General features: G+C 59.2%; 18 protein-coding genes and 1 tRNA gene. 5 read left to right on the plus strand and 14 right to left on the minus strand.

The genetic code is table 11. The features are described 5' to 3' along the window. Positions 1 to 42: 42 nt before the first annotated feature. From carB to H3V04_RS04305, 9 genes are all read right to left on the minus strand, one after another. Positions 43 to 3,417: a carbamoyl-phosphate synthase large subunit gene (gene carB / locus H3V04_RS04265; protein WP_198187313.1), complete on the minus strand. Its 3,375-nt coding sequence runs from the start codon at positions 3,415 to 3,417 to the stop codon at positions 43 to 45. Further along, entirely contained in the window at positions 3,410 to 4,621 is a 1,212-nt protein-coding gene (gene carA, locus H3V04_RS04270; protein WP_373564667.1) for a glutamine-hydrolyzing carbamoyl-phosphate synthase small subunit, read from the minus strand. The genes carB and carA overlap by 8 nt, the downstream gene beginning before the upstream one ends. 195 nt (positions 4,622 to 4,816) lie before the next feature. Continuing rightward, positions 4,817 to 5,497 (minus strand): transcription antitermination factor NusB, encoded by a 681-nt coding sequence (gene nusB, locus H3V04_RS04275; RefSeq protein WP_198187315.1) that lies wholly within the window; start codon positions 5,495 to 5,497, stop codon positions 4,817 to 4,819. A 22-nt stretch (positions 5,498 to 5,519) separates the two neighbouring features. After that, the gene (gene efp, locus H3V04_RS04280) at positions 5,520 to 6,083 is read right to left on the minus strand and encodes an elongation factor P (RefSeq protein WP_198187316.1); all 564 of its coding nucleotides are present in this window, start codon (positions 6,081 to 6,083) and stop codon (positions 5,520 to 5,522) included. A 236-nt stretch (positions 6,084 to 6,319) separates the two neighbouring features. After that, complete coding sequence (gene tuf, locus H3V04_RS04285) at positions 6,320 to 7,519, minus strand: elongation factor Tu (RefSeq protein ID WP_015022138.1); 1,200 nt, start codon at positions 7,517 to 7,519, stop codon at positions 6,320 to 6,322. A gap of 195 nt (positions 7,520 to 7,714) precedes the next feature. Next, positions 7,715 to 9,841 carry an elongation factor G gene (gene fusA, locus H3V04_RS04290; protein ID WP_110413173.1) on the minus strand — a complete coding sequence of 709 codons (2,127 nt, stop codon included), beginning with the start codon at positions 9,839 to 9,841 and terminating at the stop codon, positions 7,715 to 7,717. Between the two features lie 26 nt (positions 9,842 to 9,867). Next, positions 9,868 to 10,338 carry a 30S ribosomal protein S7 gene (rpsG, locus tag H3V04_RS04295; protein ID WP_015022140.1) on the minus strand — a complete coding sequence of 157 codons (471 nt, stop codon included), beginning with the start codon at positions 10,336 to 10,338 and terminating at the stop codon, positions 9,868 to 9,870. A 3-nt stretch (positions 10,339 to 10,341) separates the two neighbouring features. Then, entirely contained in the window at positions 10,342 to 10,713 is a 372-nt protein-coding gene (gene rpsL / locus H3V04_RS04300; protein WP_198177476.1) for a 30S ribosomal protein S12, read from the minus strand. A gap of 541 nt (positions 10,714 to 11,254) precedes the next feature. Then, a complete protein-coding gene (locus H3V04_RS04305; RefSeq protein ID WP_198187518.1) occupies positions 11,255 to 11,623 on the minus strand; it encodes a DUF488 domain-containing protein in 369 nt (122 codons plus the stop codon). Between the two features lie 112 nt (positions 11,624 to 11,735). On the opposite strand from H3V04_RS04305, the gene H3V04_RS04310 reads away from it, so the two are divergent. From H3V04_RS04310 to H3V04_RS04330, 5 genes are all read left to right on the plus strand, one after another. Beyond that, entirely contained in the window at positions 11,736 to 12,734 is a 999-nt protein-coding gene (locus H3V04_RS04310; RefSeq protein WP_198187317.1) for a YwiC-like family protein, read from the plus strand. After that, entirely contained in the window at positions 12,731 to 13,306 is a 576-nt protein-coding gene (locus tag H3V04_RS04315) for a DNA-deoxyinosine glycosylase (RefSeq protein ID WP_198187318.1), read from the plus strand. Before H3V04_RS04310 ends, H3V04_RS04315 begins: the two co-directional genes overlap by 4 nt. Further along, on the plus strand, positions 13,296 to 13,754 hold the full coding sequence (locus H3V04_RS04320; RefSeq protein ID WP_198187319.1) for an ASCH domain-containing protein: 459 nt from the start codon (positions 13,296 to 13,298) through the stop codon (positions 13,752 to 13,754). Before H3V04_RS04315 ends, H3V04_RS04320 begins: the two co-directional genes overlap by 11 nt. Positions 13,755 to 13,874: 120 nt before the next feature. Next, a tRNA-His gene (locus H3V04_RS04325) sits at positions 13,875 to 13,947 on the plus strand. Between the two features lie 323 nt (positions 13,948 to 14,270). Then, positions 14,271 to 14,510 carry a hypothetical protein gene (locus tag H3V04_RS04330; protein ID WP_198187320.1) on the plus strand — a complete coding sequence of 80 codons (240 nt, stop codon included), beginning with the start codon at positions 14,271 to 14,273 and terminating at the stop codon, positions 14,508 to 14,510. Positions 14,511 to 14,717: 207 nt separating this feature from the next. Here the strand turns inward: H3V04_RS04330 and H3V04_RS04335 are convergent, their stop codons facing one another. From H3V04_RS04335 to H3V04_RS04355, 5 genes are all read right to left on the minus strand, one after another. Beyond that, positions 14,718 to 15,404 (minus strand): N-acetylmannosamine-6-phosphate 2-epimerase, encoded by a 687-nt coding sequence (locus H3V04_RS04335; RefSeq protein WP_198187321.1) that lies wholly within the window; start codon positions 15,402 to 15,404, stop codon positions 14,718 to 14,720. After that, complete coding sequence (locus H3V04_RS04340; RefSeq protein WP_198187322.1) at positions 15,392 to 16,423, minus strand: ROK family protein; 1,032 nt, start codon at positions 16,421 to 16,423, stop codon at positions 15,392 to 15,394. Before H3V04_RS04340 ends, H3V04_RS04335 begins: the two co-directional genes overlap by 13 nt. 81 nt (positions 16,424 to 16,504) lie before the next feature. Next, positions 16,505 to 17,458, minus strand: a complete 954-nt coding sequence (locus tag H3V04_RS04345) for a DUF4434 domain-containing protein (protein ID WP_198187323.1) — start codon at positions 17,456 to 17,458, stop codon at positions 16,505 to 16,507. A 79-nt stretch (positions 17,459 to 17,537) separates the two neighbouring features. Then, positions 17,538 to 18,485 (minus strand): carbohydrate ABC transporter permease, encoded by a 948-nt coding sequence (locus H3V04_RS04350; RefSeq protein WP_198187324.1) that lies wholly within the window; start codon positions 18,483 to 18,485, stop codon positions 17,538 to 17,540. After that, positions 18,466 to 19,473 carry a carbohydrate ABC transporter permease gene (locus tag H3V04_RS04355; protein WP_198187325.1) on the minus strand — a complete coding sequence of 336 codons (1,008 nt, stop codon included), beginning with the start codon at positions 19,471 to 19,473 and terminating at the stop codon, positions 18,466 to 18,468. The genes H3V04_RS04350 and H3V04_RS04355 overlap by 20 nt, the downstream gene beginning before the upstream one ends. Positions 19,474 to 19,561: the final 88 nt, after the last annotated feature.

The raw sequence follows: 19,561 nt of genomic DNA on the forward strand, positions 1-19,561 counted from the left end.
GCATATCCGGACCGGAATATGGGTCAATCATATAGCCAGTACCTACCTGGCCTCCTCCAGCTCCAGCAGTCGGGCCGCGTGTTCCTGGATGCTCATGACCTCGTAGTCGTCCTTTTTGACCACATCAATGGCCATCAGGGCGGCTGAGAATTCGGTGATGGTGGTGAACTGCGGCAGATCGGCGGCGATGGCGGCCACCCGGATCAGATAGCCATCGGAGCGCGAACCCCTGGAGCTGGGTGTGTTGAGGATCATGTCAATGGCCCCTTCCTCAATAAGCTGGACAGGATTGCGGCCCATGTGCTTGACCCCGTCCGAATCCGTGAAAGCCCGACCCTGCTCTTCGCCATCGCTGATCTTGTCTACAACGGCCACGTCGAAGCCGTACCGACGCAGGACAGAGGCCGTGCCACTGGTGGCGCAGATGCTGAAGCCCTGCTCCAGCAGACGGGCGGCCAGCATGGGCAGCTGGCGCTTGTCCGTGTCGTTGACCGACAGGAAGGCTACTCCACCGGTGGGCAATCCTCCCTGGTAGGCGGCCAGCTGGCTCTTGGCGAAGGCGTGCGGAAAGTCCCGATCGAAGCCCATGACCTCTCCGGTGGAGCGCATCTCCGGGCCCAGCAGGATGTCCACGGTCCGACCAACCGGTGTGCGGAAGCGCTTGAAGGGCAGAACCGACTCCTTGACAGCCACAGGCTGGCCGACGCGGACCATGCCACCGTCGCCGACAGGCAGGAGCAGACCATTGGCTCGTTGCTGGGCGATGGACTCCCCCACCATGATCCGTGCCGCGGCCTTGGCCAGTGCCGTACCCGTGGCCTTGGAGGCGAAGGGGACGGTCCGGGATGCGCGGGGATTGGCCTCGATCACATAGAGGGTGTTGGCCATGAAGGCATACTGAACGTTGATCAGTCCCTGGACCCCGCAGCCTTGGGCTATAGCCAGGGTGGCCTGCCTCAGCCGATTGATCTGGTCGTCGGAGAGGGTCGAAGGCGGCAGGGTGCAGGCGGCATCACCGGAGTGGACCCCGGCCTCCTCCACATGCTCCATGATTCCGCCGATGTAGAGCTCCTGCCCGTCATAGAGGGCATCCACGTCTATTTCGATGGCATCCTGGAGGAACTTGTCAATCAGCAGGGGCGAGGGCAGGCGGCCAGAGACCACCGTATCAGCCTTGGCCTCATCCAGGGCGCGATCCACGTAGGTGGCCAGCTGCTGGTCGTCGTAGACGATCTCCATACCTCGTCCGCCAAGCACGTAGGAGGGCCTGACCAGAACCGGGTAGCCGATGGCATGGGCTGCCTTCTTGGCCTCATCCAGAGAAAGGGCGGTGCCGTACCGTGGAGCGTTCAAGTGCTCCTTGCTGAGCACCTGACCGAAGAGCTCGCGGTTCTCGGCCAGGTCGATGGACTCGGGACTGGTGCCAAGGATGGGCACCCCGGCCGCCTTGAGCCTGGCAGCCAGAGAGAGGGGCGTCTGACCACCCAGCTGGACGATGACCCCTTTGACAGGTCCCATGGCCTTCTCGGCCCGGTAGATCTCCAGAACGTCCTCGAAGGTCAGCGGCTCGAAATAGAGCCTGTCCGACATGTCATAGTCGGTGGAGACCGTCTCTGGATTGCAATTGACCATGATGGTGTCATAGTCCTTGCCCAGCTCCTGGACGGCGTGTACGCAGGTGTAGTCGAACTCGACCCCCTGTCCGATCCGGTTGGGCCCCGAGCCCAGGATGATGACCGCCTCGCGTTGGCGGGGGCGCAGCTCGGACTCGTCGGCGTAGCAGGAGTAGTAGTAGGGCGTGACCGCATCGAACTCGGCTGCACAGGTGTCCACAGTCTTGTAGACAGGATGAAGACCGAAGGCCCAGCGCAGCTCTCTGACAACCGCCTCACCCTGGTCGCCCATGCCGCGCAGGTGGGCGATCTGCAGGTCGCTCAGTCCTGATTGCTTGGCCTGGCGCAGCAGGTCCTCGTCCAGGACCTCGGACTGGCGCACCCGAAGGGCCAGCTCGTTGATCATGCTGATCTGCTCCAGGAACCAGGGGTCGATCCTGGTGGCCTGGTGGACCTGCTCCACGGTAGCCCCTCCCCAGAAGGCCCGCTGAATCTGCAGGTAGCGGTGCTCGGTGGGAGTGTGCATGGCCTCCAGCAGCTGGTCGGTCTCGGCCTGGTCGGGCCGGGGGCCATCCCAGGAGAAGGTCATGTGCCGCTTGTCGATGGAGCGCATGGCCTTGCCCAGGGATTCGCGGAAGTTGCCGGCCAGGGCCATGGCCTCGCCCACGGACTTCATCGAGGTGGTCAGGGTCGTATCCGCCCCGGGGAACTTTTCGAAGGTGAAACGCGGGATCTTGGTGACCACGTAGTCGATGGTCGGCTCGAAGGAGGCAGGGGTTGAACGGGTGATGTCGTTCTCGATCTCATCCAAGGTGTATCCCAGGGCCAGCTTGACCGCAATCTTGGCGATGGGGAAGCCGGTGGCCTTGGAAGCCAGGGCCGAAGACCGCGAAACACGTGGATTCATTTCAATGACGATGATCCGGCCGTTCTTGGGGTTGACAGCGAACTGGATGTTGCAGCCGCCCGTATCCACCCCCACGCCGCGGATGATGGCGATCCCTATGTCGCGCATGCGCTGATATTCCCGGTCGGTCAGGGTGAAGACCGGGGCCACGGTGATGGAGTCTCCGGTGTGCACGCCGACCGGGTCCACATTCTCAATGGGGCAGACCACAACCACATTGTCCAGGCGGTCGCGCATGAGCTCCAGCTCATACTCCTTCCACCCCTCGATGCCCTCCTCCAAAAGGATCTCGTCGGTGGGCGAATAGTGGATGCCGGCACCGGCGATCCGCCGCAGCTCCTCACGATCATGTGCGATCCCAGAGCCCAGGCCGCCCATGGTGAAGGAGGGGCGAACCACCAGGGGGTAGCCCAGTTCGTCGGCTACCGCCTCGGCCTCATCCAGGCTATGGGCGATGCGGGATTTGGCTGACTCGGCGCCGGCCTGGTCCACCACCTGCTTGAAGAGCTCGCGGTCTTCTCCCCTGTCGATGGCATCCAGCGAAGCGCCGATCAGCTCCACCCCGTAGCGCTCCAGCACGCCGGCCTTGCCCAGCTCCACGGCAGCATTCAGCGCGGTCTGGCCACCCAGGGTGGGAAGAAGGGCATCCGGCCGCTCCTTGGCGATGATCCGCTCCAGGAAGGGCACGGTGATGGGCTCGATGTAGGTGGCATCGGCCATCTCAGGGTCCGTCATGATGGTGGCGGGATTGGAGTTGACCAGGATGACGCGAATCCCCTCTTCGCGCAGCACCCGGCAGGCCTGGGTCCCCGAATAGTCGAACTCGGCCGCCTGCCCGATGACGATGGGCCCCGAGCCGATGACCATGACCGAATGGATGTCCTGCCGCTTAGGCATGTGCCTTCCCTTCCTTGGCGTCCTGCATCAACGTGACGAACCTGTCAAACAGATAGGAGGCATCGTGTGGACCAGCCGCCGCCTCCGGATGATATTGAACGGAGAAAGCCGGAATATCCAGGCACTCCAGACCTTCGACCACTCCATCGTTAAGATCGACATGAGAGACCCGGACTCGACCATATCGACCTTGACCATAGGGCGAGGGCACCGGGTCCCCCTTGGGCGCCTTGACTGCGAATCCGTGATTATGCGCGGTGATCTCAACCTTGCCGGTGCTCAGATCCATAACCGGCTGGTTGATGCCGCGATGGCCGAATTTCAGCTTGTAGGTCTCGAAACCCAGGGCACGGCCCAGAAGCTGGTTGCCCAGGCAGATGCCGAAGAAGGGCAGCCTTGCATCAAGCACCTGACGCAGGAGGGCCACCTCATGATCGGCCGTAGAGGGGTCGCCGGGACCGTTTGAGAAGAAGACCCCATCCGGATTCAGCGAGTGGATGGTCTCCATGGTGGTGCCCACGGGCAGCAGGTGGACCCTGCATCCGCGCTCGGCCAGCCGATGAGGGGTCATGGCCTTGATGCCAAGGTCTACAGCGGCCACCGTGCAGAGCGGCTCCCTATCCTGGTATTGGCCACAGGGCTCCACCGTGTAGGGATAGTCGGTGCTGACCTCGCCGGTCAGGTGGGAGCCACCCATGGTCGGCGCCTGTCTGACCTGATCCAAGAGACTTTGGATGCTGGCATCGTCCAGGGCCGATCCGGAAAAAATACCGGCCCGCATGACGCCCGCTGAACGCAGGTGCCGCACGAGCCGGCGAGTATCTATGCCGCTGATCCCGACGATGCCTTGATCGATCATCTCCCCTTGGAGACCGCCTGTAGCCCGCCAATTACTGAAAGTGGGACTGGGCTCCCGGACCACATATCCAGCCACCCATATCCGTGAGGACTCACCGTCCTCCCCGTTGACACCGGTATTGCCGATGTGCGGAAAAGTCTGTACTACAATCTGTCTGTCATAGCTGGGATCGGTCAGGGTCTCCTGGTATCCGGTCATCCCCGTGGCGAATACGACCTCACCGATAGTGCTGCCCAGTGCCCCGAAGGCCTTTCCCTCATACACCTGGCCGTCCTCCAGCAGAAGGATGGCGGAATCGGAGAAACAACGATCGGAGGCGATGGCGTTGGTGTCCTTCAGGTTCACCGAACCCCCTTGTTTGCCGTGGATATTCGCACCCATATTAATGACCCCCATGGATCATGCCGAACGGATTGTTCAAGGAATGGTTGAGCAACCCTTGCCGCAAGCTCAACTGATCTCCCAGCTTGAATATGGCAAAAGGCCGACCGATGCCCTGACAGCCAGCGGGCATCGGTCGGCCTTTACTCGGATCTTTGCTCAGTCGCCTGACGGGCGATCGGCATCCGTGGCCAGTTCCTCCGGCAGAGTCAGTTTCAGCTGGTCCAAGCTGGGGGCCGACTGGTCGACATCCCCTCTTTCAGGTGCAGCTGTTGCCGATTCCGACTTGCTGCCAGCATGGTCATCCCCAGAGGGGACCGGCCCGGTGGATACGACCCCTGCTTTTGGCCTATCTGATTCATCATCCGAAGCGTCCGCATCGGCCTCGGCATCAGCCAGTGCGGCAATCCGATCGGCTTGCTCACGACGAGCCTGATGCTCATCCTTCTCCTGCTCCAGGGCGCTCAGAACGCCATGGATGAAGGAGGGTGCATCGGCATCCGACAGGGTCTTGGCCAGGGACAGGGCCTCATCGATGGCCACCTTGTCGGGGACATCAGGATTGTAGAGCATCTCCCAGGCGGCGATACGCAGAATGTTGCGGTCGATGGCGTGCATGCGGCTCAGCGGCCACCGGGTGGAGTGGGCCTGCAGGGCATCGTCGATGTGCTGACGATGCCCAGCCACACCCTCAACGATGGTCACGGCATAGGCGGGCAGAGGTGTCTGCGCCCCCGGCCGAGCCTTGCGCTCCTCCAACAGGGAGAGGAAATCCTGGCTCTTCTCATCGGCCTCATACAGGGTGTTCAAGGCCCGCTTGCGGGCTGTGGAACGTGCCATGGATGTGTGGTTTCCGCCTTGCTCAGTTCTCGCGGCCCAGGTAGGAGCCGTCGCGGGTATCCACCTTGACCTTCTCGCCCTCGCCTACGAAGAGGGGCACCTGGATCTCGGCCCCTGTCTCCACAGTGGCGGGCTTGGTGCCGGCGTTGGAGCGGTTACCCTGGACGCCGGGCTCGGTTGCAGTCACGGTCAGCACCACGGATGCAGGCAGCTCCACGGACAGGGGGTTGCCGTCATGGAAGCTGATGATGCAGTCTGTGCCCTCAAGCAGGAAGCGCTCCTGATCGCCGACCAGGGCATCGGGGATGTTCACCTGCTCGTAGGTGTTCATGTCCATGAAGACGAAGGAGTCACCGTCCCGGTAGGAGTACTGCATGGTCCGGTTGTCGACGGTCTCGAAGTCCATCTTCATGCCCGCGTTGAAGGTGCGGTCCACGATCTTGCCCGAGAGGACGTCCTTGATCGTAGTGCGCACAAAGGCCGGCCCCTTGCCCGGCTTGACGTGCTGGAACTTGATGACGGTCCAAAGCTTGCCGTCCAGGTTGATGACCGATCCGTTCTTGATGTCGTTGGAAGTCTGTGCCACCTTGATACCACCTCATTCTGATGAACGTTCCTTCGGAGGGCTCCTGGCCATCTGCCGAAAGCACCGGGCCACACAGGATCCGGCCCGCTCGCGATAAATCCTCGCCTATTATGCCACGGCGCATGAACACCGCGGCTGGTCCGGCGGCGAAGTCTGCCGGATATGGGCGGGGCCCGGAATCACAGGAAGGATTCCGGGCCCCGTCATCGGATTGTGTCGACAAGCGACAGGCAATCCTACTCGATGATCTTGGTGACTCGACCTGAGCCGACCGTGTGGCCGCCTTCACGAACAGCGAAGGTCAGGCCCTCCTCCATGGCGACGGGCTGGATCAGCTCGACGGAGAAGGTGGCGTGATCGCCGGGCTGAACCATCTCCACGCCCTCGGGCAGGGTGATGACGCCGGTGACGTCGGTGGTCCGGAAGTAGAACTGCGGACGGTAGTTGGAGAAGAACGGCGAGTGGCGTCCACCCTCGTCCTTGGTCAACACGTAGACCTCTCCCTCGAACTTGTGGTGAGGGGTCACGGTGCCGGGAGCAGCCACGACCTGGCCGCGCTCGACATCCTCACGGCCGATGCCGCGCAGCAGCAGACCGGTGTTGTCGCCAGCCTCGGCCTCGTCCATCTGCTTGTGGAAGGTCTCGATGGAGGTGACGGTGGTGGACTGGGTGTCCCGCAGGCCGACAATCTCCACGTTGGTGTTCACGGGCAGCTTGCCGCGCTCGACACGACCGGTCACCACGGTGCCACGGCCGGAGATGGTGAAGACATCCTCGATGGGCATCAGGAAGGGCTTGTCCAGGTCGTGGACCGGGGTGGGGATGTAGTCGTCGACGGCATCCATGAGGTCCTTGATGGTCTGAACCCACTTGTCGTGGTCAGGGGCATCGTCATGCAGGGCGCCATAGGCGGAGGTGCGGATGACGGGGCAGTCGCGGTCGAAACCGTTCTCGTCAAGCAGATCGCGGACTTCCTCCTCGACCAGCTCGATCAGCTCTTCGTCGTCGACCATGTCGCACTTGTTCAGGGCGACCAGGATCTTCGGCACGCCGACCTGGCGGGCCAGCAGCACGTGCTCGCGGGTCTGGGCCATGGGGCCGTCAGTGGCGGCGACCACCAGGATGGCGCCATCCATCTGAGCAGCGCCGGTGATCATGTTCTTGACGAAGTCGGCGTGTCCGGGGCAGTCCACGTGGGCGTAATGGCGCTTGGCGGTCTGGTACTCGATGTGCGCGATGTTGATGGTGATGCCGCGCTCCTTCTCCTCAGGAGCAGCATCAATCTGAGCGAAATCGTACTCGGGGTTGACGTCCGGGTACTCCTCATGCAGCACCTTGGAGATGGCCGCGGTCAGGGTGGTCTTGCCGTGATCGACGTGGCCGATGGTGCCAATGTTAACGTGCGGCTTGGTCCGCTCGTACTTTTCCTTTGCCATTGTGTTTTGTCCTCCTGGACGTCTCGTAGGTTGCCTGCGCGAACCACGCACAGAGCACTCGCTACATATTACTGGGTTATCGGGTTCTTTGCCACTTTTGCCCTCCGCCCAGTCAGCGCTACAAGAGTGTAACGCCGACTTGTGACAGAAGAGCTTTTTTGCAGGGGCCCGCCGTGGCGGCGGACCGGACCGGCATTACTCGCCTCGCTGGGCCTTGATGATCTCGTCGCTGACGGTCTTGGGAACCTCAGCGTAGGAGTCCATCTGCATGGTGAACATGGCGCGGCCCTGGGTCTTGGACCTGAGGTCGCCGATGTAGCCGAACATCTCCGAGAGGGGCACCTTGGCGTCGATGACCTTGACGCCGGTGGCGTCTGTCATTGACTGGATGGAGCCACGACGGGAGTTGATGTCACCCATGACGTCGCCCATGTACTCCTCGGGAGTACGGACCTCGACGGCCATGATGGGCTCGAGGATGACGGGCTTGGCCTTGGGAGCAGCCTCCTTGAAGCACATGGAGCCGGCGATCTTGAAGGCCATCTCCGAAGAGTCGACCTCGTGGATCTGGCCATCGGTCAGGGTCGCCTTGACGCCCACGACCGGGAAGCCTGCCAGCACGCCGGACTCCATGGCCTCCTGCACGCCCGCATCGACCGAGGGGATGAACTCCTTGGTGATGTGGCCGCCCGTGACCTTGTTCTCGAAGATGTAGGATTCGCCCTCGGAAGTGTCCAGGGGCTCGAAGTTCATGAGCACCTTGGCGAACTGGCCGGAACCACCGGTCTGCTTCTTGTGGGTGTACTCCTGGTTCATGACGGGCTTGCGGATGGTCTCGCGGTAAGCCACCTGGGGCTTGCCCACATTGCACTCCACATGGAACTCGCGGCGCATGCGGTCCACCAGGATGTCCAGCTGGAGCTCGCCCATGCCGGAGATCAGGGTCTGTCCGGACTCCTCGTCGGTCTTGACCTGGAAGGTGGGATCCTCCTCGGAGAGCTTCTGTAGGGCGATGCCCATCTTCTCCTGGTCGGCCTTGGTCTTGGGCTCCACGGCCACCTCGATCACAGGATCGGGGAAGGTCATGGATTCCAGCACCAGCGGCGCCTTCTCGTCGCACAGGGTGTCACCAGTGGTGACGTTCTTGAGCCCGACGAAGGCGTAGATGTTGCCGGCGATGGCCTCGTCGACCGGATTCTCCTTGTTGGAGTGCATCTGGAAGAGCTTGCCGACGCGCTCCTTCTTGTCCTTGGTGGAGTCCAGGACCGTTTCGCCCTGGGCCACCTTGCCGGAGTAGACACGCACGTAGATCAGCTTGCCGTAGAAGGGGTGGGTGGCCACCTTGAAGGCCAGGGCCGAGAAGGGCTCGTCCACGGTGGGCTTGCGGTCGATCTCCACGGACTCGTCGCCGATCTTGTAGCCCTTGATAGCCGGCACGTCCTCGGGGCTGGGCAGGTAGTCCACGACCGCGTCCAGCATGGGCTGCACGCCCTTGTCCTTGAAGGCGGATCCGCAGAAGACCGGGAAGGCCGACTGCTCGATGGTCATCTTGCGCACAGCGGTGCGGATCTCCTGCTGGGAGATCTCCTCGCCGCCCAGGTACTTCTCCAGCAGATCCTCATCCGACTCGGCCACGGCCTCGAGCAGCTCGGTGTGGTACTGCTCGGCCTTGTCCTTGAGGTCGTCGGGGATGTCGATGGTGTCGTACTTGGCGCCCAGATCGGCCTCGTCCTTCCAGTAGTAGGCCACCATGCGCACCAGGTCTACCACGCCGTGGAAGTCGCTCTCAGCGCCGATGGGCAGCTGCATGACCAGCGGCTTGACGCCCAGCTTGTCCTTGATGGTGTCCACCGAGTAGTAGAAGTCGGCGCCCAGCTTGTCCATCTTGTTGATGAAGCAGATGCGGGGCACGCCATACTTGTCGGCCTGACGCCAGACGGTCTCGGACTGGGGCTCCACGCCCTCCTTGCCGTCGAACACCGCCACGGCACCATCGAGCACACGCAGGGAGCGCTCCACCTCGGCGGTGAAGTCCACGTGGCCGGGGGTGTCGATGATGTTGATCTGGTAGCGGTCCTCTGGATCGTGGGACTGGCGGTTCCAGAAGGCCGTGATGGCGGCGGAGGTGATTGTGATGCCACGTTCCTTCTCCTGGTCCATCCAGTCCATGGTGGAGGCGCCGTCGTGGGTCTCGCCGATCTTGTAGTTGACGCCGGTGTAGTAGAGAATACGCTCGGTCGTCGTTGTCTTGCCGGCATCGATGTGGGCCATGATGCCGATGTTGCGGACCTTGGTCAGGTCCGTGAGCACGTCTTGTGCCATAATTCCTTGTTCTCGCTCTCTTGGGATTACCAGCGATAGTGGGCGAACGCCTTGTTGGCCTCGGCCATCTTGTGGGTGTCCTCGCGGCGCTTGACCGCAGCACCCAGGCCGTTGGAGGCATCAAGGATCTCGTTGGCCAGCCGCTCCGACATGGTCTTCTCACGACGGGCGCGGCTGTAATCGGTCAGCCACCGCAAAGAGAGCGTATTGGCGCGGTTAGGCTTGACCTCGACAGGGACCTGGTAGGTGGCACCGCCGACACGACGGCTGCGGACCTCCAGGCTGGGACGAATGTTGTCCAGGGCGCGCTTGAGCACGGCCACGGGCTCCTGGTCGGTCTTCTCCTTGACCTGCTCCAGAGCGGTGTAGACGATGTTCTCAGCGATGGACTTCTTGCCGTCCAGCAGGATCTTGTTGATCAGCTGGGCCACCACGGTGGAACCGTAGATGGGATCGGGCAGGAGCTGGTGCTTTTTAGCTGGTCCTTTGCGTGACATGTGTTACTTGGCCTTCTTTGCTCCATACAGGGAACGGCCCTGCTTGCGATCCTTGACTCCCTGGGTATCCAGTGCACCGCGCACGATGTGGTAGCGCACGCCGGGCAGATCCTTGACACGTCCGCCGCGTACCAGCACGATGGAGTGCTCCTGCAGGTTGTGGCCCTCGCCGGGGATGTAGGCTGAAACCTCAATGCCGGAGCTCAGACGGACACGGGCAACCTTCCGCAGAGCCGAATTCGGCTTCCTGGGGGTGGTGGTGTAGACACGGGTGCACACACCGCGACGCAGCGGGCTGCCCTTGAGTGCCAAAGTCTTCGACTTGCGAGGCTTGGCCTTGCGCCCTTTGCGGACGAGCTGTTCAATTGTTGGCAACTGACTCTCTCCGATTCCTTCGATGAACTTGTCTTCGTTTGCACTGCGAGACCGCCGCACCGCAGCCGCAGTCGCTCCAACGAGGAGAGATCAGCCACTGTCCACCGGCCCGATGGCCCCTAATCCTCCTGCCGGGCATTGCTGCCTGCACTCTTCGGATTCGGGGATATCCCGACAAGCTCACCTGTGACATAAGGCGTGCTGTCGGCACACACGATGAAAAGTATATCACCAGGGCAGACATGGCCACATTATGAACTTGGAAGTATGCTCTGGGCTTTGCCCACTGTGATGACGCAGTGGAACAGCTGGCGGGAAAGCTCTGGCAGGAATATCTAACAGATCTTTGCACATACCTGTATTTATAGGTATCTGTTGATTAATAATCGGTTGTCCGCCTATAACAGATCCCTGATATATAGGTGTCGGAAATTGATATCTCAATCAGTAAATATGGATGACTGGGGATATAGCGGCCGGTGTCCGGTGACACAAATGCCATTGTCCGGCTATTCTCTGAAATTCGTGAATGTCCGGCTGTCTACATGCCCTCTTTCTCCAGAGCCTGCCGGATGTAGTCACGCAGGATCAGAGCATGGTTGACGGCTGGATCCTTGGCTGCATAGACCAGTGTCGTCCTATCATGTTCGCGTACAATGCTGAGCAGATCCTCCAAGGCGGGATTGTCATCCAGCTCAGTGCGATAGCGGCGTGCGAAGTCCTGGAAGCGGTCAGGATCATGGTGCCACCAGCGCCGCAGGTCCGGACTGGGCGCGACATCCTTGAGCCATCCGGACAGGGCCGCCCGCTCCTTGCTGACGCCGCGCGGCCAGAGCCTGTCGACCAGGATGCGGACCCCGTCCTCGTCAGCTGCCTGCTCGTATACACGCTTGATATCCACCTGACCCATCATCTGCCTCCTGAAACCAGGAACCCACGTGATTCATGACTCCTTCGACCATGATATTGACCGAATCGGCATTACGGAAGAGGCAGTGACACCCATACCGGGGCGTAGGCTGATGAGTATGCTTACAGACGCAGACAGGGGCAAGGCCGCCGGGTCGAACGGCAGCAGACCAAACCCTCAAGCCCACAAATCGACGACCACGAACCGATCAGGACCCAAAGGACGACAGTGGCGGCGGCTATGGATACCCGACCAGATAGGCGGCTGGGCCATGGCTTTGATGCCGGGCTTGGCTGGGCTGTTGGTCGGAGGCCCGACCTGGAGGAGCCTGCTGCTCATGGTTGCCTGGGCTTTTTGCTACTGCTTTGAGTTCACCGGCTCAAGGTGGATGGTTTCGCACCGAGCCGCCAGATTCGCACCACCAGCTTTGGGGTACGCTCTACTCACGGCCGTGACCGGGCTGATCCTATTGGTCGGCACCCCAGGGCTCCTGCGATGGGCCCCGCTCTACCTGGTGCTAGGTGTGCTGAACTTTGCCGCCGCCTGGCTACGCACGGAACGCTCCTGGTGGAACGATACTGTAGCCGTGATTGCGGCCTGCACGCTCTGTCTGATCGCCGTCTCCCTCGGGTCGCGACTGCAGACGCCGGGATCAAGACCGGAAAGCGCCAAGGCCAGCTACTTCGGATGCCAACCAAATCCTGCTGTAGACTGCTTCGCCAGCGGATTTTTCCCAAGCGCTGCCCTGCCATCGATTGGAGTGGTCAGTGCAGCTGTCTTCGCTGTGACCCAGTTCGGTTCGGTCATCTTCGTTAAGACCATGATCCGCGAGCGCGGCAAGACCTGGTGCTACCTTCTTTCGCTGGCTTGGAACCTGGCCCTCTGCCTGATCGGGGTCGCCATGGTACGCACCGCAGGATGGTGGCCTCTATTGACCGCCCTGGTTCTGCTGGTTCGCGCGGCCTTACTGCCTGCCATCTCCCGTCGGCGCCGCATTCCCATTCTGTATGTGGGCCTGGTCGAATGCGCAACCAGCCTGCTGGTCTTCATTCTGGTGATTGCCCAGGCTAACGTGATGACCGCGTCTCTGACTGGCCTGCTTGGCGCATGACTGCAGGTTCGGCCACACATGTCACCCACGAGTTCGGACCCATTTGGGATGACCGATCTCGTGTACTGATCCTGGGATCCATTCCCAGCCCGAGTTCGCGTGAAGCTGGCTTCTACTACATGTTTCCGCACAACCGCTTCTGGCCCGTGCTGGCTGCACTCTTCGACCAGCCTGTTCCAGGGCCTGATCCGGCTGTCCGCGCTAGGTTTGCACTCAATCATTGCATAGCACTCTGGGATGTCATCCAGGAATGCGACATCCACGGTGCCTCCGACGCTTCAATAACCAATGTCGTGCCGACTGACATCGCTGGCTTGCTGGACCGTGTGCCCATCGGCACCATATTCACCACAGGACGCAAAGCCGGCCAGCTTTACCGTCGCTACTGCCTGCCGATCCTGCAGGAGAGGGGATATCGACCGACGATGATCAATCTGCCATCCACCAGCCCCGCCAACACCGCTATGAGCCTGGCCGATCTGATCAAGGCCTACCAACCCATAAGGAAAGCGCTCGACGACAAAGAGCCTGAGTCTAATAGGCAAGACAACCACAACGACTATGATAAATAGGCAAATACCAACGGTCAAAGCCCAAGATGTTGCGAACCTTCCCAAGGATGAATTCGCTTTCCCTGGTCCAGAACGTGATTGCCTGGTGGAAGCGATCCTGGAGGGGCGCAAAACTACTACGACCAGCCTGATGGCAGAGTTCATTCATGATCATGAGCCACTCCCCTCCGCGGGCGGACGAACGCTTCTGGTGAACTCAGATAACCAGCCAGTTGCCGTCCTCAGATATGCCTCGGTGAGCGTGACCCGACTCGGCCTGGTCACGCTGCAGCATGTTCTGAATGAAGGAGAAGACTATAAAAGCCTTCCTGAGTGGCGCCAGGCTCATGAGTCCTTCTGGACCTCAGAGGACATGCGACAGGCAATGGATGATCCGCACTTCACCGTCAACGACCAGACCCTGGTGGTGCTGGAGACTTTTTATGTAGAGGCCATGGTCGTGAACTGAAGGTCCAAAGACAAAGCACGGTCTTTAGGCATGGGTCACACTTCACCGGCGTGCCATGTCATGTCATCGTGTATAGTTTCATCTGTTGCATTGATCCGCGATACGGGTTGATTCACCATGGTGGCTATAGCTCAGTCGGTAGAGCACCTGATTGTGGTTCAGGAGGTCGCGCGTTCGAGCCGCGTTAGCCACCCCGCTTTGTTACTAGGCTTTCAAGTTTTCCCATATATCTTCTGCTGCGGATTCTCATATTTGCTAGGCTGGCGATGAAGTTGGTATTGACAAAGTGGAGTTGGAGCGTCTCGACTGGCATCGAAGCCCTGACGATGTCTACGTCGGTCTTGCCTACGCTCTGATCGCAGTATTCGTAGTCGTTATCGGCTAAGAATTCTCCCAATAAACTTATAAGAATATGCTTATCTCCGACATCCCACGCTTGCAGTTTATCGGATCCAAGTATGTGGTCGGCTCGTTGACCCCTTTGCTTTCGTTCTGGTTTACTACCTCGCGTCAGCGGTGGCCAGTCTGTTCAAAGTGCGCGGCCCAGGTGAGAGCGCAGGTAATCTCGTCGGCGATGCCTTAGTGATGATGGTGGCTATCGCTTTCTTTATCTCTGTTATTTTCAACTTAAGCGTGATCTTGCAGGTGACAACTAATTCGGCCCTTGTTCCTGCCATCTTCATCATCTGGCCTTTAACGATATCCATGCCGACCATATTCGCCCACTGGACTTGGCTCAAATACATGGTTTTGTGACTGTTGCCGAGAGCATTGCCCTCTCCACAATGAGCCTCGACCAAATCTGGTCCTATATCAGCGTTCCCCTTGCTGTCCTGGCGCTCACCAGGCTAGGCTCCGCCCTCCTCATCAACCGCAAGGATCTGTAATAATTCGCCAATCGCCCCTCTGGTGAGGGCCCGGTTCACCTGCGTTGGCCTGGGCCCTCACCTACTGCAAGCAAGGCTAGACTTTATTCGGTTCTTGCAAGGCTTGAACAAACCATGATGTGATCGTCTGCGGGTGAGTGATGGCCGTGCCTACTACTACTGCCCACACACCTAAGCTCTTAACACGCCGAGCCTGCTCGGGCGTATGAACCCTCCCCTCACAGATCACAGGTATATCGCTGATAGTGGAGACCATCTCCTCAATAAGCTCATAGTCCGGCCCATCGGTCTTCTGCCGCTCCGATGTGTATCCAGCGAGCGTAGGAGATACGATATCGAAACCCAAATCCCTCGCCCGTCGAGCGTCGTCCAAACAGCCGCAGTCAGCCATCAGCACTGCACCTTCTGAACGCAGTATCCGCACAGTTTCCGCCAGGCTCAACCCATCTGGTCGTGGCCTATCTGTGGCATCGAGAGCCACAATATCGGCTCCTGCGGCCATGCAGCACCTCGCGTGCCGCAACGTGGGCGTGATATATACGCCGGTGTCCCCCTCCTTCCAGAGACCTATCACAGGCACACTGACCGTTCCTTTGATGGCAGCAATATCCGAAAGTCCCTGACAGCGAATACCGCCGGCTCCCCCAGCTTGAGCAGAAAATGCGATTTGAGCCATAGTCTCTGGGTGTCGCATAGCTTCACCTGGATACGCCTGGCAGCTCACAATAAGTTGATGATGCAAACGTTCTACTACTTTTTCCATGGGATTCTCCTGTCATTGTCAGCGTCAACCCACACGCCACGCGCCCTGCCACACAAACCGTAGCCTTCCAGAAAGGCTTCCGCCGCTCCTATCAGCGGCGCGTAATCACCGAGATCTCCAAGCACGAGCCGGGTTGAAGCAACCGGTACTATCGCTTGTTCGGCATAACCTTTTCGCACGGCTTTCAGCCAGAGTGTTCCTGCTTGGGCGACCGATCCAGATAACACAATGACAGCCGGATCGAGCACATTCGCGAGATTGCCTAAAGCATTGCCCAAGTATTGCCCGACTTGTTCAATGGCTCGGCGAGCCAGAGGGTCACCTTGCCGAGCCCGAGCCGCAATCTGAGCACCGCCACAAGGTTTTTCCGCCGGAGCACCGCCCAGCTGAACATACACGTGTTCAAGACCAGGACCCGAGGCAAGAGGCTCAATGTGGCCGCGAAGTCCGCACGAGCACACTACATCAGCAGCTGCCGGGTGACCGATATGACCCACATGACCTCCCGCAGAGTGGGAGCCGTGTAGCAACTTGCCATCAATGCTGACACCACCGCCAATACCCGTCCCTATTGCTACAAGCAAAGCCGAGTCATACCCTTGCGCGGCCCCCCATCGCACTTCTCCAAACGTGTGCGCAAGAGCATCACCCAAGGCATAGACGTGTAGTCCGCTCAACTGCTCCAGTCGAGACCTCAGCGCCAGGCCTGTCCAGCCTGGTAAAATATCGGTCGCTGACACGATGCGCCCGGAGAAATCCACACAGCCAGGGCTCGCCACAGCCAGACCCGCTACTGCCAACGCACCATTAGGCCAGCTACGAGCTCTGTCGCATAAGGTCCGGACCTCCTGGGCCACCCGGTTGAGTACATGCTCACCACCCTGCGCTGCCTGCGTAGGTATGGAGTGCAGGGTGTCAGGCAGTATTACAGGTTTCGACTCATTGACTTCGACCAGTGCTGAAGCAATTTTGGTGCCTCCAATATCGACCGCTACTACTACTTGGTGAAGTTCGTCCATGTCTGCGGTGACTCCTTTGCTCGCAACAGCTTGAACCACGCTTGCCATTCCTATCGACTACGTCCAAACCAGCAGTAAGACTCACTGATCCAAAGCACGGTGCTCACCGTGCAAATACTCCTGGTAGCGGTCGAACAAATGTCTTGCAGACGGCCACATTGAGTGAGGCGACAGGAAGTGGGAGAATTCAAACGTAATTGCCTTGTCGACTATTCCCTCTGCCGAAGTCAACTTGTGCACCAGCTTGCGCCACTCAATCGGAGGGAATTTGATAGGCATATCGCGATCGAACGTCTCCACATTCGACCACAGGGAGAGACCGTATTTATCCGTCAGCTCCCGCATGGCGCTCAGTGTCTCAGGCAGCTCAAGCTCGTATACCGTACCGTCCTGGAAAGCGGCTACATCGATAAGGCCCGAATATGCCTTGAAAATCTCATCCCACTGGGTCACGATTTCCTTGAGCGACCGTGGCGAGGGCGCAGGCAGAGAGTATCCTAAGCTCATGTCATACCTGCCCAGCCAATACGGTGACGAGAGAATAGGCAAGTCCTGTGTCTGCCGACAGAGTTTGGCAAGCGATGTATTGAGTTCAATAATGCGCTGTCCCGAGTCGTAGGTCTCATGAGGTAGATACCAGCCAGCAAATGACTTGTGGGAACCATAGCGCTGCCATACTTCGGGAATATAGTCGCGATTGATCTCTACTTCACCCTTCCAATCGTTGCGATTCCAGTACACTCCAGAGTCGTACAGGCCAAAGTAGAACTTGATGTTGCGCTCGTCGGCCAAGCTCAAAAAGAGCTCGGGCATATCCATATACACCGGTATGGTTTTCACTTGAGCGGAGATGACCTTCGAGGGATGCGAGAGCCGAGGACCCCAACCCGAGCGGATGAGAATAACCGTGTCGATACCCGCTTCAACATAGGTGTCAAACTCCTGCGTCCACTCTTTGACTCCCCAGTTGTGGCCGGCAATATCTGCCGTCACCTCATCTAGGAACGTTCCGGTAATACGTAGCGGTTCTGTCATAAGAAACTCCCATATAAATAGAATTATTGGTTACACTGCTTTATTGCGGTAAAAAGATGCTGTAAGTGTGATGTCTAAACTATTTGAGACCTCCCAACGAAGCGCCCTCCACAAAGTAGCGCTGGCCAATGAGGAAGATAACAAAGGTCGGAATAGTGAACATTGTGCAGGCCGCCATGAGCGGAGCCCAGTCGGTACCGTGCGAGGAGAAGAACGAATACATACCCATGGAAATGGTGTAGAGGTTTTGATCGCGCAGGTAGATGAGCGGCCCCATAAAGTCGGTCCAAGTGCCCACGAATTGGAAGAGCCCTACCGTAATCAGTGCCGGCTTCGCCATCGGCATGACGATCCGGAAGAGAATCCTAAACTCCCCTGCCCCATCCACACGGGCCGCCTCGATATACTCCATGGGAATGCCGAGGAAGAACTGGCGGAGCATGTAAATATAGAAGGAGGAGCCGAAGAACTGCGGGATAATGAGCGGCCAGAAGGTACCCACTAAGTTGAGCTGATCCCACATGATATAGACCGGTACCAGCGTGACCTGCGAGGGCAGCATCATCGTGGAAAGCACCAGCAGGAGCACTAGATTGCGCCCTCTCCAACGCAACTTCGAGAGCGAATAGGCCACAATCGGGCAGGTGAGTAACGTCGCGCCCACATTGAAAGCCACCAAAATAAGCGTATTGCCGAAGTATTTCAGCAAGGGAGCCTGAGCGAAGGCAGCGCCATAGTTAGAAAAATCGAGCGTCTTGGGGAAGACCGACGACCCTACTTCACGGGCTGGTGTCAACGAAGTCGCTACCATGACCACCAGTGGAATACCGAAGAGCAGAAGCACGCCCACGATCCCTGCCAAACTGAGGAACCGTGTGCGGTAGGAGCGTAGACTCGGACTGTTCCAATCCTTGTGATGCACGCCGGGCAGCTCCACCCGTTGTCTGCTGGTCTTGCGCGAGGGCGTTGAGCGGAACAACACTGCCCGAGAAACAGCCATTCTTGATTTAGTGAGCAGCATCTTCATCTACACCTTTCGACAGTCGGAGAATAACGGCGGTGAGAATCAGAGCAATAATGAAGAGGATCCACGCCAGCGCCGAAGCATAACCCATCTTGAAGTAGGAGAACGCGTTCTGATACAGGTAGACCGCGTACGTGAGCCAGGTTTCGTCCGGCCCTCCGGTCGACATGTTGAAACCGCCCGAACCCAGTAAATATGGGATAGTGAAGTTCTGCAGACCTCCCAGCAAGCCCGCAATCAGCTGAAAGACCGTAACGGGAGCTATAGCTGGCAGCGTGACGTAGCGAAAACGACGCAGTACGCCGCAGCCATCCAACGCCGCAGCCTCCATCAGCTCACGAGGCACATCACGCAGGGCAGCCAGATAAATCACCGTAGTGCCACCTACGGTCCACAAGGAAATCAGAATAACAGCGGGTCGTGTCCAAGCCGGATCGAGCAGCCAGTTGGGTGCCGGTATGCCTAATTTGGTCAACACCACATTGATCAGGCCATACTTGCCATTGAACATCCAGCGCCACAGGTAGGCCACTACGGCGGAAGGAATAATGGCGGGGATGTACGAGAGAGCACGGGCGAGTCCTCGGGCCGGCGCCTCCTTCAGGTTCAAGATCAGGGCCACACCCAGTGCAAATGCGAGGCCTAGGGGCACGCCGATGAACGTCAGGTAAGCCGTGTTTTCCAGGGACTTATAAAAACGAGGATCGGCAAAAACCGATTGGTAGTTGTGCATGCCCACCCATTTTGGAGCCGTCATAATATTGAAATCGGTAAACGAATAGTACAACGACGCGATCATTGGTCCGATAGTAAACAGCACTAAACCGATGAGGAAAGGCATAGCGAAGCCCAAACCGTAGCGTCTCTCGTTCTTGCTGCCCCTTTTCGGTTTTCCGGCCTTGCCTCGTCTGCCTCGCCGGGTAATCACACTGATGTTGCGCTGCGCCTGAGTGTTATGGGCTGCACCCGCTGAAATCTGTGCCTCTGACACGAATGTCACACCTCCTCGTGTGAGACTCCGCAGGCTGCAAGACCACTGATTAGTCAGCCTGCGGAGTCAATCTAGAGCAAAATAGTTG

The organism is Bifidobacterium sp. M0353 (genome assembly GCF_016100645.1).
Lineage (GTDB): Bacteria > Actinomycetota > Actinomycetes > Actinomycetales > Bifidobacteriaceae > Bombiscardovia > Bombiscardovia choladohabitans.

Excerpts from the sequence above, each read along its gene's own strand:
- H3V04_RS04335 (WP_198187321.1), bottom strand. The coding sequence starts at position 15,404 with ATGGAAAAAGTAGTAGAACGTTTGCATCATCAACTTATTGTGAGCTGC.
- H3V04_RS04345 (WP_198187323.1), bottom strand. The coding sequence starts at position 17,458 with ATGACAGAACCGCTACGTATTACCGGAACGTTCCTAGATGAGGTGACG.
- H3V04_RS04340 (WP_198187322.1), bottom strand. The coding sequence starts at position 16,423 with ATGGACGAACTTCACCAAGTAGTAGTAGCGGTCGATATTGGAGGCACC.
- carB (WP_198187313.1), bottom strand. The coding sequence starts at position 3,417 with ATGCCTAAGCGGCAGGACATCCATTCGGTCATGGTCATCGGCTCGGGG.
- H3V04_RS04310 (WP_198187317.1), top strand. The coding sequence starts at position 11,736 with ATGAGTATGCTTACAGACGCAGACAGGGGCAAGGCCGCCGGGTCGAAC.
- nusB (WP_198187315.1), bottom strand. The coding sequence starts at position 5,497 with ATGGCACGTTCCACAGCCCGCAAGCGGGCCTTGAACACCCTGTATGAG.
- H3V04_RS04320 (WP_198187319.1), top strand. The coding sequence starts at position 13,296 with ATGATAAATAGGCAAATACCAACGGTCAAAGCCCAAGATGTTGCGAAC.
- rpsG (WP_015022140.1), bottom strand. The coding sequence starts at position 10,338 with ATGTCACGCAAAGGACCAGCTAAAAAGCACCAGCTCCTGCCCGATCCC.
- tuf (WP_015022138.1), bottom strand. The coding sequence starts at position 7,519 with ATGGCAAAGGAAAAGTACGAGCGGACCAAGCCGCACGTTAACATTGGC.
- fusA (WP_110413173.1), bottom strand. The coding sequence starts at position 9,841 with ATGGCACAAGACGTGCTCACGGACCTGACCAAGGTCCGCAACATCGGC.
- H3V04_RS04305 (WP_198187518.1), bottom strand. The coding sequence starts at position 11,623 with ATGGGTCAGGTGGATATCAAGCGTGTATACGAGCAGGCAGCTGACGAG.
- H3V04_RS04350 (WP_198187324.1), bottom strand. The coding sequence starts at position 18,485 with ATGAAGATGCTGCTCACTAAATCAAGAATGGCTGTTTCTCGGGCAGTG.
- H3V04_RS04315 (WP_198187318.1), top strand. The coding sequence starts at position 12,731 with ATGACTGCAGGTTCGGCCACACATGTCACCCACGAGTTCGGACCCATT.